Below are 23659 nucleotides of genomic sequence, written 5' to 3'. Positions count from 1 at the left end.
TTCGAAACCATGACCTTCAACAAAAAAGATAAAAGCGATGCTGTCCTGCTTGAGTTATACAAGCAGCTGCTTTATCCAAGAATGATTGAAGAAAAAATGCTGATCCTGCTTCGGCAAGGTCTAATTGGAAAATGGTTTTCAGGTATCGGCCAGGAAGCAATAGCTGTAGGAAGTACCGCTGCAATGCAAGCTTCGGAATATATCCTGCCCATGCACCGGAATCTTGGCGTATTCACAACCCGAAATATCCCTTTGAAAAAGCTCGTGGCCCAATGGCAGGGTAAATTAAATGGCTTTACCAAAGGGCGGGACAGGTCATTTCATTTTGGGACACAGGAACATAAAATTATCGGGATGATTTCCCATCTCGGCCCTCAAATGGCACTTGCGGATGGAATTGCTCTTGCTGACCTGATTGCAAATCGCGAAAAGGCTACTCTTGTATTTACCGGAGAGGGTGCCACAAGTGAAGGAGATTTTCATGAAGCAATCAATGTCGCTGCAGTTTGGAATTTACCTGTTATTTTCCTGATCGAGAACAATGGCTATGGACTATCCACTCCTATCAACGAACAATTTAAATGCAAAAATTTAATAGACAAAGCCATAGGCTATGGCATTGAGGGATTTCAGATTGATGGGAATAACATTCTGGAGGTCTATGATACCATTTCATCCATCGCAGAGGAGATTAGGAAAAACCCCAGACCTGTACTTGTAGAATGCCTCACCTTTAGAATGAGAGGACATGAAGAAGCTTCAGGAACTAAATATGTACCTCAGGATTTATTTGATGAATGGGGCAAAAAAGACCCGGTCAGGAATTATGAAGACTTTCTTATTGCTCAAAATATACTTACCGGGCAAAAGATAACAGATATAAAAACTACTTTTAAAACTCAAATAGAAACTGAAGTAGAAAGCGCTTTTAACGAGGAGGAGCCTTCTGCAGATGTAGAAGGGGAATTGAATGACATGTATTACCCACATGTGCCGGAAGTTCATGAACCTAAACAACAGACAAAAAACGTCAGGTATATAGATGCCATTACTGATGGTCTCAGGACTGCAATGATAAAGCATGACAACTTGGTCATCATGGGCCAGGACATTGCTGAATATGGCGGTGCTTTTAAAATCACAGATGGCTTTGTAAATGAATTTGGGAAAAACAGGGTAAGAAACACGCCCATTTGTGAATCAGCTATTGTAGGTGCCTCATTGGGCTTGTCCATAAATGGCTACAAATCCGTAGTGGAGATGCAATTCGCTGATTTTGTAAGTTGTGGATTCAACCAGATTGTAAATAACCTCGCCAAAACTCACTATAGATGGGGAGAAAAAGCAGATGTGGTGATCAGGATGCCTACAGGGGCAGGAACAGGTGCCGGGCCATTTCATTCTCAAAGTAACGAGGCATGGTTTACAAAGACACCCGGATTAAAAGTGGTATATCCGGCATTTCCTGCTGACGCCAAAGGGTTATTACTCGCAGCAATAGAGGATCCTAACCCGGTAATGTATTTCGAACATAAGTATCTATACAGGAGTCTGAACGGATTTGTTCCTGAAGACTTTTATACCATTGAGATTGGTAAAGCCAATACCATCAGGTATGGCCAACAGCTTTGTATCATCACCTACGGACTTGGTGTTCATTGGGCATTGTCTTATCTGGATGAAAATCCTGACATCTCCGCCACTATAATTGATTTAAGGAGTCTTGTTCCATGGGATAAGGAAGCCATTGCCTCAGCAGTTAAAAACACCGGCAAAGTATTGATCTTGCATGAGGATACACTGACTTGCGGATTTGGAGCCGAAATAGCTGCCTGGATCGCTGAACACTGCTTTGAATATCTTGATGCCCCTGTGATTCGGTGCGCCAGTCTGGACACGGCAATACCCATGAGCAAACCTTTGGAAGATAGCTTTTTGGCTAAAGAACGCCTTTCGGAAAGCATCACAAAACTCCTTTCCTACTAACAGCAGTACTTGGCACGATAATCGCCCGAATCAGGAATGATGAAAGTACATTATATCCTATTTCTTCTAATTGTCGGATTAGCATTTGGTTGTAACCAGGGGACTAAACATCCGCAGGCTGACCTAATCAATAAAAACTCCACTGAAGCACTTACTGATACCGCTATTGTTCGGTTAGCTGACTCTATTGACAAAAACCAGCAGCAGATGGAGAGACAATATAGCCTGGTTTATCAGACTAAAGATGAGGATATTTATGTGGAACGATTCACTTGGAATGGTATCCCGCAGTTATTGATAGAGCATATTAAAAATGAAGGTCTCTCTTCCATTACAAGAAAATACTATTTTAAAGACAATAGCCTGATCCTCATTAAAGAAAGCCGGATGCTCATGAAATCTGGGGGTACTGTATTTGCTGATAAAAGAACCTATTTGCGAAACAATATTTCATTTAAACAAGACGCCAGAATAGGACATTCTTTAGCAGAATTACAACGCATGTCATTTGCAGACGCCAAACAAGTCAATACTTCTAATAACACCGAAGACTATACCAAAAAAATTGACCTCCTAAATCAGGCAGTTGAAGGGAGCAACAACTTTGAAATGATTTTTGACCGATTCATTTCTACTCCGGATACGAAGTATATATTGCTCAAAGGTAAAATCCCCGGCGACTATAGCGCCACTATACTTGTGAACGAAAATGATGCGTTAACTGATAGTCTGATTAACGATCCTTCATTATTTAAAGACAGAAAATTGAATGTGAAATGGAAAATCGAAAATGATGAGGCCCTTTATGTACCGGTTGCCGCTAAAGTAACTTCTGCCAGCGGATTAAAAAGATAGATATTGCCATTGTCAAGGCACAAGCATCTGTATCTTTTTCTAAGTCGCTCTCCTTTTTTAAAATGCCTTCCATCCTTAATCTTAAAGACCGCATTTAACGGCAGCTCTTCAAGACGAGAGACATCCGCCGAAAGATCGTATTTCTTTAAGGCACGTGACAATTTAAGATCTGTAAAGCTTGCTGCAGAGGGATTATTCAGATAACTGACAATGGCTTTTTGAACATCTTCAGGAAAGATCTGCTGATCGATAAAAGGCACCATCATCCGCTTAAAGTTACGCTTCCACTCCTCACCATGTGGCTTCACTTTGTTTTTATGATCATTCCAGGTCAGCAGGTGGGCAAATTCATGTACAGTCGTTACCAGAAAAGCGTAAACGTTGAGGTTATTATTTACGGATATTTTGTGTCCCTCTCCTTTAAAAGGATGACGGTAATCTCCCAGCTTCGTTGCCCTGTTTTTAGATATTTTAAATTCGCATTGAAAATAATCTATCCACCGCGCAATGATTGGCGCCGCCAATGGGGGCATGTATTGTGCTAAGATGTTCTCCTTTTCCACAAAACCAAGATAGCTAAATTACTTCAGAAGTTGATAAGCAATTAAACTGGCTACATAAGCCATTGCCGTCATGTATACCAATTGTATCACAGGCCATTTCCATGATTTGGTTTCCCGGAAGACTACAGCTACCGTACTCATACACTGCATCGCAAATGCATAAAAAAGCATCAGAGAGAATGCCGTAGCAAAAGTAAATACTGGAAGTCCTGTATCAGGGTTTGTAGCACCACGCATTTTATTTCTGATTGTTGCCACTTCTTCATCCCCTCCATCAACACTATAGATTGTAGCCATTGTACCTACAAATGCCTCTCTGGCAGCAAAAGAAGTAATTAAAGCAATACCAATTTTCCAGTCAAAACCCAATGGCTTTATCGCAGGTTCTATCACATGACCTAAAATCCCTGCATACGAATTTTCAAGCTTCTCAGCAGACCTATCTCTCTCCAGCGTACTAATTTGCACACTATCTTTTTGTGCCTCTATAGCAGCATATTTTTTATCAATGTTCTCAAACCTATCAGACGGCCCATAACTTGCCAGAACCCATAGTATAATAGAAATTGCAATAATCACCTTACCGGCTTCAAAAACAAAGGTCTTGGATTTTTCATACATCGTATACAGTACGTTCGTCCACCTTGGCATCCTGTACACAGGAAGTTCCATAATAAAGTAAGATCTTTCTTTTGCCTTGATGATGACCTTCATGATAAAGGCCACAATAACCGCCGCAAAGATGCTGATCAGGTACATTCCCATCAACGTCAGTCCCTGCAGGTTAATAAAACCCCAAACCATTTTTTCAGGCACAACCAATGAAATCAACAATGTATATACCGGTAAACGGGCAGAACAGCTAACCAGCGGAACTACCATAATTGTGATGATTCTGTCTTTCCAGCTCTCAATATTCCTGGCACTCATAATGGAAGGAACGGCACATGCAAGACTACCTATCATAGGCACTACTGATTTGCCGCTAAGACCAAACTTCCGCATGATCTTGTCCATCATAAAGGTCACCCTGGCCATATAGCCCGTATCCTCAAGAATGGAGATGAAGGCGAAAAGAATAGCAATTTGAGGAATGAATATCACTACTCCGCCTAATCCGGCAACAACGCCATCCAATAGCAAATTGGTAAGTATACCTTCAGGTAAATGCTGGTGACCAAACTCTGTAAGCCAGACAAATGAGTACTCGATCAGCTCCATTGGATAAGATGACCAGGAGAAAATCGAATTGAAGATGAAGAAAAGAATAGCAATAAAAATCAGGAATCCCCAAAATTTATTCGTCAGCACAGCGTCCAGTTTATCACTAAAGGCGAACTTCCTAACCGCGCCGGTGTCTTCTATCACTCCACTTAAGACTGTACCCAGATACCTGTATCTTGCTATCGTCTCTGCTGCCTGCAACTTCGATGATTCAAAATTATGGCTGCTCTTTATTTTCTCGAATACACTGTGATCTTGAGCAGAAAAAATATTTAATGGCTGATGCTGGTGTAACAACTGCAAAGCCAGGTAATCATTATCTATTTTCAGGTGTGATTTAACAAGATCAATAGACTCAGGAGCCAGCATATGCATATCTGCCCCGCTTGTTTGAGTAGCGATCGGAGTCGTATTTGCAATCGCAGTCTTCAATTGATCTATACCCGAATTGCTTCTTGCAGAAATCGCCACAACCTGTATGCCCAGCCTTTCAGAAAGTTTATTGATATCAACATCAATACCCTCCTTTTTAGCCATATCGGTCATATTCAGGACGAGCACTACTGGCAAGCCCAAATCAGCGACCTGCGAATAAAGCAAAAGATTCCTTCTTAGGTTTGTAGCATCAGCCACCAGCACTACGATGTCAGGATGACTGGGGTTGTTCTTATCTGCCAGTACCTGAAAGACAATACTCTCATCCTTGCTTTTTGGATACAAGCTATAAGTACCCGGCAAATCTATGATTTCAGCCTGCTTATTTTCAGCTAGCTTACAATACCCTAACTTCTTATCAACTGTAATACCAGGAAAATTTCCGATTTTTTGATTCAGTCCCGTAAGCAGGTTAAAAAGCGTAGACTTTCCTGTATTGGGATTCCCAACTAGCGCAATTTTAATATCTTTTGCCAAAATTACTACTGAATTATGATAATAGATGCTTCGTTTTTACGTAAACAAAGTTGGTAACCAGCTACACGAATAGCAATCGGGTCACCAAGAGGAGCAAAACGTTCTACCTCAACAATCTCCCCCGGCAAGCAACCCATTTCCATCAATTTAACAGACATCTCCAAGTCGGTAAATGCTACTATAGTTCCTTGTTCTCCTGGGTTTAACTGCGAAAGTTTCATCTATGTATTTATTATTTAATATTTACCCTACTAGGCCCGCAATTTAGCCTTAATTTATAATAAATCCAAATAACAGGGTAACAATCCTATTGTTTTGGATAAGTAGAATAACTCACTTTCGGGCACTTACATCCCCCACCAAATACAGCACAACCGCTTATAACAGCTACAGACAACAATAAAACAAGTAAACTAATCTGTCTTTTCATTGTAATTAGATTTATGTAAAAGAATATAACTAAATACACCCATAAATACGCCCGCCATATCACATGCAAAATCCCACCATTCAGCAGACCTGTAAGTGAAGACCTTCCATTGTAACAACTCAATTCCGGCGCCCAAAGCAGCAGTAACCAGAATGATCTTAAATATTGTTAATGTACGAAAGCTGTAATTATGCTGATGGTTTATCTTTCCGTACAGCAAAAATATGGTGAGTATGAAAAAGAATCCAAGGTGCACCAGCTTATCAAAACCCTCAAAAAAAAAGCCCCCATTGCTGGCAGGCATTTTCATATTGCAAAGAACCAGAATTACAATAGTCCATAGAATGGCCCATATCTGGTATCTCAATACTCTTAATTTATTCATTAATTAGGCTCCTACAAGACCTTTATAGGCTTCAGCATCCAATAAACCATCAACTTCTGAAAGGTCGGAAACAGTTACCTTAACCATCCATCCTTGTCCGTAAGGATCAGAATTTACCAGCTCAGGGTTATCGTTAAGCGCAGCATTAACCTCTACTACTGTACCTGTAACAGGCATAAATAAATCAGAAACAGTTTTTACAGCCTCAACAGTACCAAAAACTTCATCTTTGCTTACTTCATCACCAACTGTATTGATATCAATATAAACGATATCACCTAACTCACGCTGAGCAAAATCAGTTATACCAATATGAGCTTCATTGCCTTCGATTTTAACCCATTCGTGGTCTTTAGTGTACTTTAGTTCTGATGGAAAATTCATTTGTCTAAGTTTATAATTTCTTATTCTATTTTTTTGCAGTCCGGATCTTGTACCGCGCCTTCAAAGGTAATTATTCTGAGTGTCTATAACAATCCTAATTCAGTGTAATCCTCAAACTAAATCCAAAGTTACTGAACGATGTATTAAAATTCTGGGAAGTATATGGTTTGGTCACATTCGAATCATAGAAAAACCTGATATTGAAACGCTGGTTCAGGACGTAGTCCACACTTGGCCTCAATGTAATATTCTTTGCTCCTGATGATACCTCTGCCTCGCTAATATCTGCTCTGTAAATAACAGTTTTATTATCCCTTACCCCTACTTCCAGTTTAAAGTCCATGTTGTTGTCAGTTTTCATCCCCTTAAACAACCCGAATGGGAACCGGAATTTATTAGTCCTGTATCCCATTCCGAAAACCATATTATTTTCCGATAATTGAGCCAGCTGGCTATTGGCAAGGCTTAAGCCCAGCATCCTGGATTTACCGATTTCAAAATTGGCGGTAAGGTTATTTTTAAACCTCGTATTAATACCAATCAGAGGAGAAAACTGCTCGGCGATAGTCACCTGAGCATACTGATAAGTAGGCAGGAAGTTTCCATTAACATCTTTACTACTCACATATCCATTAGTCTCCTGGTACCTCACCAATGAATTGAAGCCATTCACACTATATACAGAACGATAGGAATGTGCGATGTCAATAGAAGTAAACCTATCACCCAGAAACCCTATTCTGGTCAAACCCTTGTAGTTTAACCTCCAGTTTGGCAATGGAATCTTAGGTAAGGAATTCAAACTGACAGAACCAGCATCTTTACCCTTGTATGCAGCCAAAAATGCGGACACAACTACATCCTGGGAATTCTTATCATATCCATCAGCAAAACCTCCGCTGCTTCCGGCAGAATTTGGATTACCTGCTCCCAGTCTCTGAGAGATCACTTGCCTGTTCGACATGAACTGATTAAACAATTTCGAAACAGTACTTCCTGATTTCTCTGAAAACGCGGTACCAAGTGTAATAAATGACACACTGTAATCTCCGGTGGTAAAGGGACTTAGATTCTCAAAGTTCCGGCTGTCCCTATCATACCTGAAATTGGTTGAATAATTCAATGTCCTGTTTTTATTGGCAGACAGGGTAATCGTCAAATCTTTTATCGGCTCTACTAAACTGGTAAAGCTCAGGTCTTCTCTCAAAGTATTGATATAAAGTTGAGACTGAAGTGTATCAGCGGTAATCCAGCCATTATTCACCGCCATACTCCTGATGTCACGCTGACTACCAAACACAAATCCTAAACCAGGAGCCCCACTTACATCATCTATACCAAAATACGTGGTTTTAGGCAAGTAACCTGGCAGGAAAATACCTTTGGTCTGTGTAAATGCGCCTACTATATTCTTAACACTTGTCAATAAGCCAACTAAAACCCCTGATCCGCTCTGCTTATCTCCCTCGGCACCTGCTTTTCTTACAAATCCGAACTTATTATACAAACTGGCAAGGTTCAGGTTAGGATTGATCTGAATTACCCTTGAATTCTGAATGGTATTACCCAGGTCAATTAGTGGATTTCTAAGCGTAGACAAAGGCTCCGTTTGCCAGTTAAAGCTGGTACCGTAACGGGTAGCTATATTCACCCAGTCTAATCCCGGAATCTTATTAATCGGCAAATTATAAGTAACATTCAAATTATGGCTATAATCCGTTGTACGTCCCAAACGTTTTAAATTTTGCCAAAGTGTATCTCTCTTCAAACCTTCAATCCGCCCTTCCGGCTCGTCAATGATCGAATAATTTGTCGCATCAAAATCAAGGGTAAGAGACCTGGTAAAATTCCAGGAAATACCGTAAACCCTGGTCACCAGGAAATTCTTGTTAAATGTTGTATTGATCGGAATTGAGTTATTCGGATCATTGTTCCTCAAGCTATTCTCGGAATAATAACGGTCCAGGTCAACCCTGAAATTGATGGAGTTTGGCAACAAACTAAAATTAATGTCCTTTAACAATGCCAGTGTATTGCTCTTTATGAGCTTCTCAAAAGGCTGAATGGTTTTCGACTGACCGGCATAATTATAAGCAAGAGATGCTCTATAAGTCTGCTGTACGTTATTCTGGTTGATGAAATCCCGGTGTGAAAATTTAGTATAAGCGTAACTCGCATTCAGGTTTTCTATATCCCACAACTTCGGTTTTTTCTCAAGATCAGTTCTTTCCTTTCTCACATTTGTAAAACTGATGCTGTTACGCGTGGTGTAATCCTGAGCATATTCAAGGATTTCTTTTTTCTCCGCCTTAGTAGACACATCAAGTGCTTTCTTCAATTCAATATCAGGGGTACGCGGATCATATTGTGGTGTACTGATCTGGCTTGAATAGCTCACAAACATCGGTATCTTCACCCCCGATTTCTTCGGAAGAAACTTGCCCAGTTCCATGCTTGATGAAACATCAAAGAAAACATTATCTGCTCTGTTTCTTTCACTTACCCGTTTCTCCAATGAGCCAAATCCTATGGTCGATTTACTCCCCGATACATTCACATCTGCAAAATCAGCCAGCTGAGCATTCATTCTTGCCGTAGCAGCCCATCCTCCTCTTTCATCAAATTCTGTCAGCCTCAGCTCGTTGAACCAAACCTGAGCATTTTTGTCCAATCCATCATCTCCAATAGGGCTTGCCGAATTTCTCAAAGGATTCTTCACTCCCAGCATATAAACCCTAACCTTACTCATGTCAGGCTGACCCTTAACTGTAATAGTCCTGCCGTTTTCTATATAATCAAAAGGTATATTAATTGGCCATGGCTGCCCGTTCAGCAATGCTTTATTTCTCGCAAGTTTTGCATTCTGGAATAGCTCAAGCTCAATATCCAGTTTATTCTGATCCGGCCATATCGCATAAGGATCACTGGTCCCCGGGTTGGTCACCTTTAATGGCTGCGAATATTCATAATAATTATCCTGATTGTCCATTCCAATGCGCAGGAATGCGCTCAGGTCATTATCATTCAAAACTGTATTTCCTATTGCCTCAGCGTGAATATACATTTCCAGGTGCTTATAGGATCTGAAATCATTCAAAGCAGTTTTAAATGCCGCTCTCCCATAACCATCTCTTAAATTCTTGATCGTCACTGCCAGCGACTGCTCATTCTGCCTGGTATCTCCACGGTAATTGCTAAAATCACGTTCACGTTCAATACCTGGAGGCACTACATAAGGAATAGGTGTACGTCTACCATTCTCCTCTATGTTTACTGTTGCCACTTCTATCGTAGAATTATCCGGATTAGCGGGCTGCAGTGCCTGGTCTGCTATTACCTGTGTAGCGTCATTATTTGCATTATATTGTCTCCACTCACCTCTTACCAGCTGGATTTTTCCAAATCTCAAAACGGTGGTATCTGCAAAATTCGTCATAAACATCCTTACAAAACGGATCGACTTAAAGTCCTGGATGTTTCCCACCTTCTGCTGATATTGGGCCAGAGGAATTCTGATCTGGTACCAGGTCACTGGTTGTGTTTGCCCATTTGCAAGTTTCACTTGTGAAGTAATCTTATCAGTCACAAAATTCTGCCCAACCATCAGATCACCCGGACGCATAGATACTTTATATTGAAAGTACTCGTCAGACTGTGTCATGTTGTTATCCCTGTTGATATCCTCTCCATCCGGCAACGAGGTAGAGGCGGAATTGTCCACACCAAAATCTTCCTGGCTTTGCTGAGGTGTTTTAGAATTTCCCTCCGGACCATTATATCTCTGGTACCGCTTTAAAATTCCGGCATTTGCCTGATCCAAATCTCTGCTTCTGTAATAAGAGTAATCGTCAGATGACGGATCCTTATCCAATTCAGCTGCTGCATCAGGATTCAGCTGTGCTTTAATCTGGTTAATTATCGTAGCAAACTTTGTCTTTTCATCTGCATTAGACAACCCGTCCAAACCAACATCCTGCGATCTTCTTGCATTGGGATCATTATCAAAAGCCTGGACTACCGGTTGTAATTTTGGCACTCTTCCCCAATTCGTCTCATCATATTTTGAAGGGTCACCATCAGCTGGCAATCCATTTTCCAATGATTTACGACCGTCTTTCAGGATGTCTTCTGATATATTTCCCAAATTGAAATAAAGATCACCCCCCGGGGAATTAGGTTTATAAATATTTGGATCCATCACCCACAATTCTATAAACTCAATATTTAAAGCCTCAAAATCGTTTGCTTCAATTCTTCTGAATAAACCACCCCACCTTGATCTTGGATTTGTGAGTAAGCCATTAGGCGTAAATCCTGTGGGTGTAAAGTTATATGGCCCCCTAACCGTAGGATAAAATGCCACATCAAGCGTCGGAAGCATGATCGCCTGTCCGGTGCTGGTTTCTTTAAAAGGAAAAACCTCTTGTTCTATAATCTGACGGACATAATGGTTAGACAGCTCAGTCTTGTTATTTCTCAGGCTTGTCGGTAATGTCGCCGAATTTCTCTCGTAAAAAGTAGGGTCTATATTATAAAAAGCAATGCGGGCCCTGTTATAACCGTAACTAAGGTCATTTATGTTCTTTGATTCAGCGAACAACTGTGGAGTACCTGATAACTGCCATGCAATCGCACTCTTTAAGTCAATAATAGAACGTGAAGCTTCAAAGTCATCTAAATAACTTACTCCTCCCGTCTTGCCTCCAAAGTTCAGGGCCGAAGGGTGCCCCGGCAGCAGTTGTGCAAACTCACCGGAAAACGTGATCGTCGAAGGAGCTTTGGTAGACAATAAAGGCAGCTTATCCACCAGTTTGGTTAAGAATCTCGAAGGTGAACTGTAATTCAGATCCAATCCCCATATTGTATTCGAAATAGGCTCCTCGCCAATATTTACTTTAGGTGTCAAAGGCTTTTCTGTAAGGCTCATAAATGTACCTCCCAGATTCAGTTTGTTGTTCATCTTATAGTCTAATCGCGTTCCAAACAAAGAACGCTGCTGTAATCCAAATAACTCATTGTTTTCAGTTGTGATCCTGATCGGCTGACCAGAAACCAATAAAGCCGTATTTAATATCTTAACCTTTCCTCCCTGAGTATCGACAGTATAATCTGTTCCTTCCTGCAATGGGATTGTACCTGCAAAAACCTTAACAGACCCCTCCGGAACATTCATAGTGTTCAGGTTAAACTCTGAAGCAATTTCCGACTGGTAGCTACCTTTTATGATGTATCTGTTTTGCTTGGTAAACAACTGCTGTGCGATCACCTTTGTAGAATCGTACAATGCTGTATAAGTATACTTATCAATAAATGACTGTTCAGTTGACAAAAACTGATCTGCCAGGTCTTTTCCAAATGGCTCGATCAACGGAAAAATAATTCTTCCGTTTAATGGATCTATAGTGATATATCCATTTCTGGTGTTTGTCAGCATCACTGCTGAATTATTAGTTGTATTGGTCGAAGTATTTCCATTCACCCCACTATTTCCAAAGGAATTATAAGCCCCGTTGTTATTCCCGTTGGCATTAAAAGGATTATTCTCTGTTTCAAAATCAAAAATACCATCAGGCTTTTGCTCATCCTGCTGATTCAGTCGGTCAACACCAACAACCTGTATCCAAAGTTTGTCTTTCAATGGCTTTCTAAACTGGTCCAGTTTCTCTCCTTCGGTGATCACAGGTCTTTCAATTCCTGTTTTCTCATCGATCCTGAAAATATCCAGTTTAAAGTTCTGCTGACTGATCTGATAACCACCAATGGAATAGATGTTTTTCATCATCAGGTCCCAGGTAGGAAGATTAGTTTTAGTCGTTTCGTTTTTCAGCAACTTCGTAAACAAAACTTTCGGCGATTCCTGATCAAATGGTACATCTGTAGAAAACTCTCCTACCTGATATTCTACTCCGTTGTACGTGTAGCGATAAGCTACGGTAAGCACCTCATCAGTATTCAATGCATTGTTCAGGGAAATATAACCCAGCTTGGGATGAAAAGTAAACTCCCTTTCTTCAAGCTTTCTCGCATAAGTGAGCTTGGCAAAATTATCGGTACCGCCATTAGCCTGGAAAAATGAAATTACACTGTTCGAATTTGTTTCCCTGGCAGCTGCCGGCAACAACTCCAATAAGTTATTCGATTGCCTTGGAAATTGAGGATTGGAAAATCCGGAAGGCAATGCAGAATATCCCAGTCCGGTCAGCTGACCGGTATTAAAAGGTTTATTTTCTCCAAGATCGATAAAGCCGAGTACGTCCCTTGAATCTTTTGTATTACCAGCTTTATTGGTAATCCACACTTCTATTTTGGTGACAATCACACCAGAGGTGATGGTTGGCGGATTTATCAGTGCTTTATTATAGTTATCTCTGAAATACTGGGCGAGGAAGTAATGTTTATTGGCTTCATAATTATCCCCGCTAATTCTATATTCATTTTGCTGGGCACCATTGCTGATCTGAATTTCTCTGGATTGGGATTTCTGCTGTGTAAAAACAGTATTCACATTCAGCTTCCCAAATTGCAACTGAGTCTTTATTCCAAATAATGCCTGTGTTCCATTAATTAAAGTAGTATTCAGTGGCAAGCTCACATTACCAGCCTCAATTTTCTTAATGATGTCGTCTTCTCCGCCAGTATAATCCAGCTTTACCTGGTTTTCAAAATCAAATTGGGCTTCAGTATTGTAATTCATGTTGATCTTCAGCTTCGTTCCGATATTTCCAATCACATCCATCTGGATGCGCTGGTTAAAATCGAAATTTCCCTGAACACGCTGACGCTCATTAAATAAAGGATTCTCATTTTTATTGATCCTTCCGAGAAATGTAAGCTCAGCTTCACCCCTTGGCTGAATGTCAATATTTGTACCTCCGAATATTCGTTCGAAAGATTTACTGTTGATTTTCAGACTTGGAATAATGCCCGTCCTCCTCACATCCTCTATTTCTTCATTAGAGAGTACTCTCCAGTTGCCGCGTTTGATCTCACTGTTTACCAGTCTCTGGTATTCTTCAATCGTCAGGTATTGAGGCTCCCCCAGTATCCGGTCGCCGATCAGTTGTCTGATTACATACCTTTTATTTAGGGCATCATAAGTTACTTCCCTTTTTACATTATCCGGCAAAGGATAAAATGGGTTATTTAACGACCTGATTCCTAATCTTTGTTTTTCCTTTAAGCCAAAGGAATTCTTAGTAGAGTCAGTCGTATTTTTTTTGGGAACAACCTGCGTGTATGCATAGTTTACACCCAAAAAGATCATTAAAAAGAGAATTAGCGCTAATATGTTTTTCAAGGGTAAAAGTGGGTTATAGGTTCTTTAAGGCTAATTTTATCATTTGCTCAACAGACAAATCCTGCCCCCCTGTTTTCACCGCATTGTCTATTGCTTTTTCCGAAGCTGGTTTAGCAAATCCAAGCATCATCAATGCCGAAAGCGCTTCTTCTTTTACTGTATTATTTAATGGCGCAGCGATCAATGATCCTGTTCCTTCTTTTTTCAACTTATCCTGCAACTCAAGTACAAGTCTTTGAGCAGACTTCGCTCCAATGCCTTTGATACGCTGGATCAACGTCAGGTCACCATTCACAATTGCTGTTTGGATCTCTGTTGGAGTGATAGACGAAAGCATCATTCTACCCGTATTCGGACCTATGCCTGATACTGAAATTAGGTGCAGGAAAAGTCTCCTTTCACCTTCATCAGCAAAACCGTAAAGTGTATGCGCATCCTCCTTTACATGAAGCCACGTATACACTTTACAGCGTTCGGCATCTGCCAAACTGCTGTAGGTATTCAGCGATATATTGATGTGATAGCCAACTCCTCCGGCTTCTACGACTATATAAGCCGGACATTTAAAAGTTAACTTACCATCGATATATGCAAACATATTTTATTTTTTAGAAATTCTTCTCAATATACTTCCTCTTTTCGGATTTGCATCCTGCTCCTTACCCTGTACATCAAGAACCGCAATGGTTACCATGTTTACAATCTCTCTCACTGAGCTGCCTAACTGCACAATGTGTACTGGTTTTTTTAAGCCCAGCAGAATAGGCCCTACAGCCTCTGCCTCGCCTAGCTCCTGTAATAACTTGTAGGCAATATTACCCGATTCGAGGTTAGGGAATACCAAAGTGTTTGCGGGTGCATCTACCAGCCTGCTGAAAGGGAAATTATCTTTCAACAACTCGTTATTTATCGCAAAATTACCTTGCATCTCACCATCCACCATAATGTTTGGATGCTGCTCATGCAGGATCTTAACTGCTTTTCTCACCTTTTCAGGAACAATGCCTTCATTAGACCCAAAGTTTGAATAGGAAAGCAGGGCAATCCTCGGCTGTATGTTAAACTTGCTCACAGAGCGCTCCAGTAACAAGGTTAAATCAACCAGTTCCTCAACTGTCGGATCTACGTTAACAGTGGTATCTCCAAAAAACACAGGCCCTTTTTTGGTCATCATCATGTACATACCTGCCACGCGATTCACCCCTTCTTCGGTACCTATAACCTGCAAAGCCGGTTTAATGGTCGACACGTAGTTCTTTGTCAAGCCAGAGATCATTGCATCTGCCTCGCCAAATTCCACCATTGAGGCACCAAAATAGTTCCTGTCACGCAGCAACTTGGTTGCCTCAAACAACGTTACACCTCTTCTTTGTCTTTTCTTGTATAAAGAATTGGCATATTTATTCATACGCTCAGGCTCCTCAAAAGGATCCATAATTGCAACCCCCTCAAGATCTAACGCATTCTCTTCAATAATTTTCTTGATGATCTCTTTATTACCCAATAAGATAGGAATAGCGATATTTTCATCCTTAACGATCTGGGCAGCCTTTAAAATTTTATAGTTATCGGCTTCAGCAAATACCACACGCTTAGGATCAGATTTAGCTTTGTTGGTAATTGCACGCATAATCGCATCATCACCACCCAGTCTGCCCTTTAGTTCCTCTACATAAGCATCCCAGTCAGTGATGATCTTACGTGCAACACCTGATTCTATCGCAGCTTTAGCAACAGCCATAGAAACATTGGTCATCAAACGCATATCCATCGGTTTTGGGATGATGTATTGCTTGCCAAATTTGATATTCTTTTCGTTATAGGCCATGTTTACAGCCTCGGGAACAGATTTTTTTGCCAGTTCGGCAATTGCTTTTACCGCGGCAATCTTCATGGCTTCATTGATGCTGGTTGCCCTTACATCGAGTGCTCCCCTAAAAATATATGGAAATCCTAAAACGTTGTTCACCTGATTAGGATAATCAGAACGTCCCGTAGCCATGATCAAATCTTTACGTGAATTTATAGCCAATTCATAAGCAATCTCAGGATCAGGGTTTGCCATTGCAAACACAATTGGATTTTTAGCCATCGATTTCAGCATCTCTGAAGTCACGCAATTTGCCGAAGACAATCCGATAAACACATCAGAATCCTTCATTGCTTCTTCCAGTGTATTGACATCTCTGGATGTTGCAAACTCAGCTTTAATCGCATCAAGCTTTTCACGTGTATCTCTGATTACGCCCGAACGGTCACACATAATGATGTTTTCTTTCTTAGCTCCCAGAGAAACATACAGACGGCTGCAAGATATAGCCGCAGCACCTGCTCCGTTAACCACGATCTTGACCTTATCCATTTTCTTTTTCTGCAGTTCGCATGCATTCAATAATGCAGCTGCAGAAATGATCGCAGTACCATGCTGGTCGTCATGCATCACAGGAATATTCATTTCCTCTTTCAGACGGCGTTCTATTTCAAAACACTCAGGAGCTTTAATGTCTTCAAGGTTTACCCCACCGAAAGTAGGTTCTAAAGCCTTTACGATCTTCACAAAATCATCTACATTTTTAGTGTCCAGCTCTAAGTCAAAAACATCAATATCTGCAAATATTTTAAAAAGAAGTCCTTTTCCTTCCATCACCGGTTTACCAGCTTCAGGTCCTATGTCTCCTAGTCCTAAAACGGCTGTACCATTACTGATTACAGCAACAAGATTGCCCTTGGCTGTATATTTATATACATCTTCTGTATTTTCTGCTATTCTTAAACATGGCTCTGCCACACCTGGCGAGTAGGCAAGTGCTAAGTCTCTTTGTGAATTCGTCGGTTTTGTTGGTATAACCTGAATTTTCCCTGGTCTGCCCTGGGAGTGGTAGTCTAAAGCGTCTTGCTTCCTATTTATTTTACTCATAAAATGGTCAATTGTAAAGCGCCAAAGTTACAATTCTTTTATTTAGCCTTAAAATAAAAAAAGGTCGCTGAATTAGCGAATAGAAATGCAGAATTGATGAATATGAACAAAGTGAACAGGCAAAATAAGCCAATGAAAATTAACCTCTTATGCGCTTAAGAGTACCCTTTTCAGCCTGATTATTAAGCACCTTTAACCTTTGTCCGGGCACTATAGTAGTACCTTTGAGCTTGTTCCATACCTTCAAATCCTGAACCTCGACATGATATTTATCGGCAATCAGTCCCAGACTCTGTCCAGGGGCGACTTTATGGTAAAGATACAAAGGCTTGGCTTTAGCTACGCTCGCCTTTTTCATTACCCTTCTGTCATCGGTTGAAGCCAGAACAACATTCATATCTGTCTCTACATCTGAATTCAAAAGCTCATAAATCTGTGCGAAGTTTGCCAGGCTAACCTTAGGAACAATAATACGCTTGGGAGATAAATCAGTCCCATTCACAATCTTCTTCTTGTAACTCGGGTTCAGGGCATATAACTCTTCCTCTTCCATGCTCAATGCCCTCGCAAGATCAGGAATAGACACAAACTTATTTACCTGAATGGTATCTGTAATTTTTATATAGGAAGGACGCTGATATCTGATCTGATGTTTTTCTGAACATTTCATCACGTACACCGCAGCTATAAATGCAGGCACATAATTTCTTGTCTCTAGCGGGAGGTATTTCCTGATCTCCCAGAAATCTCTGGAATCAGCTTTTTCAACCGCTCTCCTCACATTGCCCATTCCACAATTGTAAGCCGCAATTGCCAGCAGCCAATCGCCCAATTCTTCATAAGCATCTCTAAAATATGCCGCAGCTGCATAACTTGCCTGTATAGGATCTTTACGTTCATCCACGAAATTATCCATATTCAGACCATAACCCTTAGCAGTACCAAACATAAACTGCCACAAACCCGTAGCCCCAACTCTGGAAACTGCATGGGGGTTCATAGACGATTCAATGATCGGCAGGTATTTAATTTCCTCGGGAATATTTAAGCTCTTCAAGGCCTTTTCAAAGATCGGAAAGTAATAATCCGACAGACCAAGCATCCTGCCCATCATATCCTTTCTCCCGCTATAAATATCTATGTACTTCTGTACATACTCATTATAGGAAAGAGGAACTATTTTCTGAATAGAATCTAATCTCGATTTATAAGTAAAATTATAGTTGCTAAACAAAGGAGTTTCTGTCACCTGAGGCACAGAAGTTGTATCATTTAAAAGAATAGCCGGTTGCTGGGCCGATGCAGAAAAGCCGATAAAAGCCAGGATGCAATACGATACGAGTAGTACTTTTTTGTTCATAGGCAATTTATATGAGCACTCAACTTACATGCTCGTTTAAAAAATTATGGGACAGCGCCAGCAGCTCTTCTTCACCGAAGTGCCTGGCCATTAATTGAATACTTAACGGCAAACCTTCACTATTATTGCCCAGAGGCAAAGCAATAGCTGGAATCCCGGTCAAAGATGCAAGTACGGTAAATATGTCCGCCATATACATCACCAGCGGATCCTCCAGATTCTCTCCAATTTTAAATGCAGGTGTTGGTGCCACTGGTGTAAGTATCACATCAAATTTATTCAGCAATTCCTCCATCTTCTCCCTGATCAGTCTCCTCACCTGCTGTGCTTTTTGATAATAAGCATCATAATAACCTGCACTTAATACAAAAGTCCCCAGCAAGATCCTCCTTTTTACCTCTTCACCAAATCCTTCGGCTCTTGATTTTTTATACAATTCATTCAGGTTTGCAGCTTCAAGGTTACGGTATCCATAATGTACCCCATCATATCTCGATAGATTTGAGGAAGCTTCCGCTGTAGTCAGCACATAATATGCCGGCACTAAATAGTCCAAAAGATCAAATGAAACATACTCAATGGTATGTCCTTGTTCTTTTAACTGCTCAATTGAATTAAGTATAGCTGATTTAATTTCAGGATCAAGCGCTTCGCTCTCCAAAGTTTCCTTTAAAACAGCAATCTTCTTCTTTTCAAAAGCACCCAATCCATTAGTGTAAGCCGGCACGATATTTTTTGAGACCGTGCTGTCGTAATCATCAGCACCAGCCAAAACTTCTAGAAGAATAGCGGCATCGCTAACTGATGAGGTAATCGTACCTACCTGATCAAATGAAGAAGCATATGCAATTACACCATAACGTGAAATCCTGCCATAAGTAGGTTTCATTCCAATACACCCGCAGAAAGCAGCAGGCTGCCTAACCGAGCCACCGGTATCAGTACCCAATGCAGAAAGGCAAAGATCTGCCTGTACTGCCACAGCTGAACCGCCCGACGAACCTCCGGCTACACGACTGGTATCCGCTGCATTTTTAACTACGCCGTAATAAGATGTCTCATTGGAGCCGCCCATTGCGAACTCATCGCAATTCAGCCGTCCGATGATTACTGCATCTTCCTGTATCAATCTCTCTATTACAGTAGCGGAGTAAGGTGAAATAAAGCCCTCAAGCATCTTAGAAGAAGCGGTAACCTCATGCCCTTTATAAGAAATATTATCTTTTATACCGATCACCATACCGGCAAGTTTACCGGCTGTTCCATCGTCTATTTTCTGCTGTACAGCTTTTGCATGTTCAGCCGCAGAATAAAAAAACACCTCATTAAATGCATTGAGGTGTTTATTCATTTCTATTTGCTCGAAATAATAGTCCAATAACCCTGGCAAACTTATTTTTTTTTGACCAATAAGGGTTTGTATCTCTGTTAAGGAGTTATACTTCTTCAAATTCAAGAATACATTAAAGGTTTATAGAAATTGGTTAGTAAAACCTATAAAGGTTTATTGGTAGTTGTACTTTTTGGATCTGCAGGATCTCCATCAACACCATCTTTTCCATCTTTAAATTCTTTAACGCCTTTTCCTAAGCCTCTCATCAGTTCAGGGATTTTTTTTCCGCCGAAAAGCAGCAAAACGATAACCAGTATAATTGCAATTTCTGGTCCGCCTAACAAGGCTCCTAATGTTGTATTTAACATGATATTTTTTCCTTAAAGTTTAGTTTTATCCGTTTCTATTTTTGTGTTCTCCGTATAATCAGCATGAGCAGTTACACTTTCGGTAGCTACCGAATGAGCAGCACTTTCAGTGCCTTCCTTCTCAAAATTGATATTCCGTTTAGGTTCGTCCGTTTCGTATGAAGTTCCGGAATGATCCTGCGATGAATCAGTATCTGATGGATGATGACGCAAATTGTCATTCACATCATTTACCATATCTTTTACATCATCAACAATACCTACGGAATTAATGTTCCTGTGGATTTCTCTTTTTACACCTTCTGATGCATCTTTAAAATCCCTCATTCCTTTCCCAAGCCCTCGTGCAAGTTCAGGCAATTTTTTACCTCCAAATAACAAAAGTATAACAACCATAATGAGCATTACCTCTGGTCCACCCATCCCCATGAAATCTGCTAACGTCCCTGTATACATTTTCTTGCGTGTTTTTATTGATTTAATACAAATATAACTATTTTGTTTGCCAATTTACTTGCCTCCCAGCCAGGCTTCTGGATTTTGAGGAACTGTACCACGCCATATCTGAAATTTAACAATAGGCCTGCCGTCCTCATGGCCCGCCACACCTATGTTTTGTCTGGTAGTAACCGTTTGTCCGCTTGATACACTTGCGGACTTAAGGTTACTGTAAACTGAGAAGTATTGCCCGTGCCTGATCAGCACAAAATAACCACCCATTGCACTGTTAACCGTACTTACAGTACCATTAAACACTGCACGCACCGGCGCTCCTTCCTGAGTTTCAATATCAATACCATCATTGTCATTTTCGGCCTGTCCAACTTTATATTTACCAAAGCGCTGGGTGATAGTAGCCATAGTAACAGGCCATGGCAGTGAACCCCTGTTACCTTCAAACTGAGCTGAAAGTTTTGCAGACTCAGGTGTTGCAGTCAGGTAGCCCCCTGACGCCTTGGATTTTTCGGCAGCGGTGGTCGGGGCAGGTTTATTTTCAGCCTTGGCTTTGGCTGCAGCCAAACGTTCTTCTTCTTCTGCCTTTTTCTTTGCCAATGCAATTTCTCTTGCAATTGCAGACCTTATATTTCTTTCCAGTTGCGCTGCTTGTTTCTGTTTACTGGCAATATCTTGCTTATACAACCGCTCCTGCTTACTGAATTTATTCAATACTACCGATTGCTCAGACTTATTCTTTCCGAGTTTATTCTTTTCATTTTCCTGTTCTTGAAGCAAACTGCTTTTCTGTTTCAGGTTTTTATCCAGAATCACGATCTTATAATTCAAATCCTTTTGCTTGCCTTGTATATAATCAGCCTGCTTCTTCCTATACTGTCCAAACTGCTGTAAATACTTGATCCGCTTATAAGCCTGATTAAAATCAGACGCTGCAAAAATGAACATCATCTTGTCATAAGCATTCTTATTTCTCTGGGCAAATCTGATCATACTACCGTATTCCTTTTTCAACTGGCCAAGCTGGCCCTTTAGGTTATGTACGGTATTCGTATTCTCATGGATCTGGTTATCGAGATTTTTAATCTCAGAGTTAATTACTGAAATCTTACTCTGCATCAGTCCTATTTTCGCATTTAAGGACTTAATCTCACCCAAAGTAAGTTTTTTGCTATTCGCAGCCTTGTTCGCATTTTTCTGCAACAAGTCAATTTCGCGCTGTAAAGCTTCTTTTTTTCTTTTAAGTTCTGCACTGCTTTGTGCTACAGCAACGGATGCGGTCAATACAAAAAACAGGAATAAGAGGAATTTGCTTAGCTTCATTGCACCAAAAGTATTAAAAAAAATCAGTTTATTACCTCATACTTAGTAGGAACATTAAACGGAAAGTCCAGTGGAACATTGCGTTCTATCTTAGAAAAGTCCAGTGTAAGCCCTATTTTTTGAGTGCCTGCCATCGAACTGATCTTAATGTTAGACGGCACAAGAACATCGTCTATTTTCTGATAATCTCCGTAAACAACTTTCAATGCCTTCCCTGACTTCACATCATTTAAATTGGTTTGCCCTATTTTAAAAAGTGTGTTAAAAAAAACATTGTAAGCCAGATCTCCCTGCGCTCCTTTAAGTACCCAAACACCATCTTCCTGTTCAAGATCAGATTGCTCAACCATAAAATCATCTATGGTATTCCCTGAAAAAATTGACTGTAATAACGCAAAATTCACCTGCTTATTCGTATAAGTATGTACGTAGCTAAACGGCTTCTTCAAATAAACACCCTGAAAGCTGTTTTTTACCTTAATACTATCAGGTGTAATTAAAGCCCTCCCCACTTCAATTCCGGCAAAAGCAGTAATACTTACCCAAATCTTTTCGCCTTTAACCATCCTGAAGTTCATGGTCACGTTATTGGAATTGCCATTGATATCCAGCGTAGCCTTAGCTTTTATAGATAAAGTATTGAAAAGCATGTCCTTTTCTTTCAGCATCTTCAGGGTCTCTATCTTTTTACTGCTTATAGCCGTAGTAGCACCTGTCGGCGGAACTACCACTACTGCCTTTTTTGTCTTACAGCCCAGGGCCAGGACAATCGTGGCAGCAAAAACAAGTTTATTTAATGTATTTCCGCTCATCTATCTTTTTCTTTAGTTTTTGAGAACCTCCACCACCCGCCTGTACCTTTTTCCATTGTACCATAGCCTGTGCTCCATCTCCCTTTAATGACAAAATATCTCCAAAACACTCCAGGTAAATCATATTCTCCGAATCAAGTTGTATAGCCATTTTAATGTTCGTCAACGCGTCATCGTATTTACCTTCTTGTTGTTGTGCATAAGCCATATAGTAATACAAGATCGCCTGATTAGGGAATACCGCCAATGCCTCATCTCCCAGCTTCAGTACATCTTTATACAGGCCCAGGTTCATCTGTATATCCATTGCCTGTTCCCATACAGGGTACAATTGGTCAGTAATCTTCAGGACTTTCTTAAGCTGTTCAAGGGCTCCGTTTAAATCCCCTTTTTTATAAAGTTGCTGTGCCTGTGCTGCCATTACCTTAGGATCATTTGGATCCTGTGTTCCCACAGATTGCGGCGGCTCTACATTACCATTATCCTTTTTCTTATTGCGCATATCCTGTTTGTCTCCCATCACACGGCCTCTTGCCTCAGTAAGTTCGGCTGATGAACCAAATTTTCGTTCCAGTTCATCATAACTTTTAACTGCTTCTTCTACTTTCCCTCCAAGCAGCAGGGCGTTTGACCGGTCAAAATAATAATTATCATTATCCGGCGACAATCTGATCATCTGGTTAAATACACCGACCAGCGCATCCATATTGCCATTTCTCTTGTATAGCTCCGCCAGCAACTTCCAGTACCAAATGTTATCTGCATTAATTGAAGCGGCCTTTTTTATTGCAATTTCAGCATCCAAAAGTTTATTCTGCCTGAAATTCAACACAGCCAGTTCATAGTGTACTGCAGCGTTATTGGCATCCATTTTCAATATCTTATTGAAACTCTCCGCCGCCTTTTCGTAGTTTTCGTTGAGTTTTTCTTTTAATCCGGTAAAAAAAAGTGTCTTTATCACATTGCTGTCCAAAGCAGAGATCACCGGCTGCTGTGCAAATGCATTCATTCCGCAGGAAAACAATAAAAATAAAAACAACTTCAATTTCATAACATT

General features: G+C 40.6%; 17 protein-coding genes. 2 read left to right on the top strand and 15 right to left on the bottom strand.

The features are described from left to right. The first annotated feature begins 9 nt into the window (after positions 1–9). Both R2Q78_RS09050 and R2Q78_RS09045 read left to right on the top strand, forming a co-directional pair. Positions 10–1986 (top strand): dehydrogenase E1 component subunit alpha/beta, encoded by a 1977-nt coding sequence (locus R2Q78_RS09050; protein WP_316790998.1) that lies wholly within the window; start codon positions 10–12, stop codon positions 1984–1986. Between the two features lie 36 nt (positions 1987–2022). Beyond that, positions 2023–2841 (top strand): hypothetical protein, encoded by an 819-nt coding sequence (locus tag R2Q78_RS09045; RefSeq protein ID WP_316790996.1) that lies wholly within the window; start codon positions 2023–2025, stop codon positions 2839–2841. Here R2Q78_RS09045 and R2Q78_RS09040 read toward each other — a convergent pair. The 15 genes from R2Q78_RS09040 to R2Q78_RS08970 form a co-directional block, all read right to left on the bottom strand. Beyond that, a complete protein-coding gene (locus R2Q78_RS09040) occupies positions 2790–3404 on the bottom strand; it encodes a SprT-like domain-containing protein (RefSeq protein ID WP_316790994.1) in 615 nt (204 codons plus the stop codon). The genes R2Q78_RS09045 and R2Q78_RS09040 overlap by 52 nt on opposite strands. A gap of 18 nt (positions 3405–3422) precedes the next feature. Further along, positions 3423–5540, bottom strand: a complete 2118-nt coding sequence (gene feoB, locus R2Q78_RS09035) for a ferrous iron transport protein B (RefSeq protein ID WP_316790993.1) — start codon at positions 5538–5540, stop codon at positions 3423–3425. Positions 5541–5545: 5 nt separating this feature from the next. Further along, positions 5546–5761, bottom strand: coding sequence for a ferrous iron transport protein A (locus R2Q78_RS09030; RefSeq protein ID WP_136837157.1), 216 nt, complete (start codon positions 5759–5761; stop codon positions 5546–5548). 192 nt (positions 5762–5953) lie between these two features. Further along, the gene (locus R2Q78_RS09025; RefSeq protein ID WP_316790990.1) at positions 5954–6355 is read right to left on the bottom strand and encodes a VanZ family protein; all 402 of its coding nucleotides are present in this window, start codon (positions 6353–6355) and stop codon (positions 5954–5956) included. 3 nt (positions 6356–6358) lie between these two features. Then, positions 6359–6739 carry a glycine cleavage system protein GcvH gene (gene gcvH, locus R2Q78_RS09020; RefSeq protein ID WP_316790988.1) on the bottom strand — a complete coding sequence of 127 codons (381 nt, stop codon included), beginning with the start codon at positions 6737–6739 and terminating at the stop codon, positions 6359–6361. 94 nt (positions 6740–6833) lie between these two features. Further along, on the bottom strand, positions 6834–14003 hold the full coding sequence (gene sprA / locus R2Q78_RS09015) for a cell surface protein SprA (protein WP_410478485.1): 7170 nt from the start codon (positions 14001–14003) through the stop codon (positions 6834–6836). 46 nt (positions 14004–14049) lie between these two features. Beyond that, positions 14050–14634: a Holliday junction branch migration protein RuvA gene (gene ruvA, locus R2Q78_RS09010; protein ID WP_316790984.1), complete on the bottom strand. Its 585-nt coding sequence runs from the start codon at positions 14632–14634 to the stop codon at positions 14050–14052. Between the two features lie 3 nt (positions 14635–14637). Then, the gene (locus R2Q78_RS09005; protein ID WP_316790982.1) at positions 14638–16953 is read right to left on the bottom strand and encodes an NADP-dependent malic enzyme; all 2316 of its coding nucleotides are present in this window, start codon (positions 16951–16953) and stop codon (positions 14638–14640) included. Positions 16954–17092: 139 nt separating this feature from the next. After that, positions 17093–18313: a lytic transglycosylase domain-containing protein gene (locus tag R2Q78_RS09000; RefSeq protein WP_316790980.1), complete on the bottom strand. Its 1221-nt coding sequence runs from the start codon at positions 18311–18313 to the stop codon at positions 17093–17095. Between the two features lie 19 nt (positions 18314–18332). Next, positions 18333–19763, bottom strand: a complete 1431-nt coding sequence (gatA, locus tag R2Q78_RS08995) for an Asp-tRNA(Asn)/Glu-tRNA(Gln) amidotransferase subunit GatA (protein ID WP_316790978.1) — start codon at positions 19761–19763, stop codon at positions 18333–18335. 44 nt (positions 19764–19807) lie between these two features. Then, positions 19808–20014, bottom strand: a complete 207-nt coding sequence (locus tag R2Q78_RS08990) for a twin-arginine translocase TatA/TatE family subunit (RefSeq protein ID WP_316790976.1) — start codon at positions 20012–20014, stop codon at positions 19808–19810. A 12-nt stretch (positions 20015–20026) separates the two neighbouring features. After that, on the bottom strand, positions 20027–20470 hold the full coding sequence (tatA, locus tag R2Q78_RS08985) for a twin-arginine translocase TatA/TatE family subunit (protein ID WP_316790975.1): 444 nt from the start codon (positions 20468–20470) through the stop codon (positions 20027–20029). Positions 20471–20524: 54 nt separating this feature from the next. Continuing rightward, complete coding sequence (locus R2Q78_RS08980) at positions 20525–21790, bottom strand: murein hydrolase activator EnvC family protein (RefSeq protein WP_316790973.1); 1266 nt, start codon at positions 21788–21790, stop codon at positions 20525–20527. A 23-nt stretch (positions 21791–21813) separates the two neighbouring features. Next, complete coding sequence (locus R2Q78_RS08975) at positions 21814–22602, bottom strand: DUF4292 domain-containing protein (protein ID WP_316790971.1); 789 nt, start codon at positions 22600–22602, stop codon at positions 21814–21816. Beyond that, complete coding sequence (locus R2Q78_RS08970) at positions 22580–23653, bottom strand: tetratricopeptide repeat protein (RefSeq protein WP_316790970.1); 1074 nt, start codon at positions 23651–23653, stop codon at positions 22580–22582. The genes R2Q78_RS08975 and R2Q78_RS08970 overlap by 23 nt, the downstream gene beginning before the upstream one ends. Between the last annotated feature and the right edge of the window lie 6 nt (positions 23654–23659).

Origin of the sequence: Pedobacter frigoris (genome assembly GCF_032678645.1) — a bacterium.
Taxonomy (GTDB): Bacteria; Bacteroidota; Bacteroidia; order Sphingobacteriales; family Sphingobacteriaceae; genus Pedobacter; species Pedobacter frigoris_A.
This window is presented reverse-complemented; position numbering and strand designations above follow the sequence as displayed.

What these genes read in the sequence shown, in the direction of transcription:
- R2Q78_RS09050 (WP_316790998.1), top strand. Translation starts at nt 10, where the DNA reads ATGACCTTCAACAAAAAAGATAAAAGCGATGCTGTCCTGCTTGAGTTA.
- R2Q78_RS09045 (WP_316790996.1), top strand. Translation starts at nt 2,023, where the DNA reads ATGATGAAAGTACATTATATCCTATTTCTTCTAATTGTCGGATTAGCA.
- R2Q78_RS09030 (WP_136837157.1), bottom strand. Translation starts at nt 5,761, where the DNA reads ATGAAACTTTCGCAGTTAAACCCAGGAGAACAAGGAACTATAGTAGCA.
- R2Q78_RS09025 (WP_316790990.1), bottom strand. Translation starts at nt 6,355, where the DNA reads ATGAATAAATTAAGAGTATTGAGATACCAGATATGGGCCATTCTATGG.
- gcvH (WP_316790988.1), bottom strand. Translation starts at nt 6,739, where the DNA reads ATGAATTTTCCATCAGAACTAAAGTACACTAAAGACCACGAATGGGTT.
- sprA (WP_410478485.1), bottom strand. Translation starts at nt 14,003, where the DNA reads ATGATCTTTTTGGGTGTAAACTATGCATACACGCAGGTTGTTCCCAAA.
- ruvA (WP_316790984.1), bottom strand. Translation starts at nt 14,634, where the DNA reads ATGTTTGCATATATCGATGGTAAGTTAACTTTTAAATGTCCGGCTTAT.
- R2Q78_RS09005 (WP_316790982.1), bottom strand. Translation starts at nt 16,953, where the DNA reads ATGAGTAAAATAAATAGGAAGCAAGACGCTTTAGACTACCACTCCCAG.
- R2Q78_RS09000 (WP_316790980.1), bottom strand. Translation starts at nt 18,313, where the DNA reads ATGAACAAAAAAGTACTACTCGTATCGTATTGCATCCTGGCTTTTATC.
- R2Q78_RS08990 (WP_316790976.1), bottom strand. Translation starts at nt 20,014, where the DNA reads ATGTTAAATACAACATTAGGAGCCTTGTTAGGCGGACCAGAAATTGCA.
- tatA (WP_316790975.1), bottom strand. Translation starts at nt 20,470, where the DNA reads ATGTATACAGGGACGTTAGCAGATTTCATGGGGATGGGTGGACCAGAG.
- R2Q78_RS08980 (WP_316790973.1), bottom strand. Translation starts at nt 21,790, where the DNA reads ATGAAGCTAAGCAAATTCCTCTTATTCCTGTTTTTTGTATTGACCGCA.
- R2Q78_RS08975 (WP_316790971.1), bottom strand. Translation starts at nt 22,602, where the DNA reads ATGAGCGGAAATACATTAAATAAACTTGTTTTTGCTGCCACGATTGTC.
- R2Q78_RS08970 (WP_316790970.1), bottom strand. Translation starts at nt 23,653, where the DNA reads ATGAAATTGAAGTTGTTTTTATTTTTATTGTTTTCCTGCGGAATGAAT.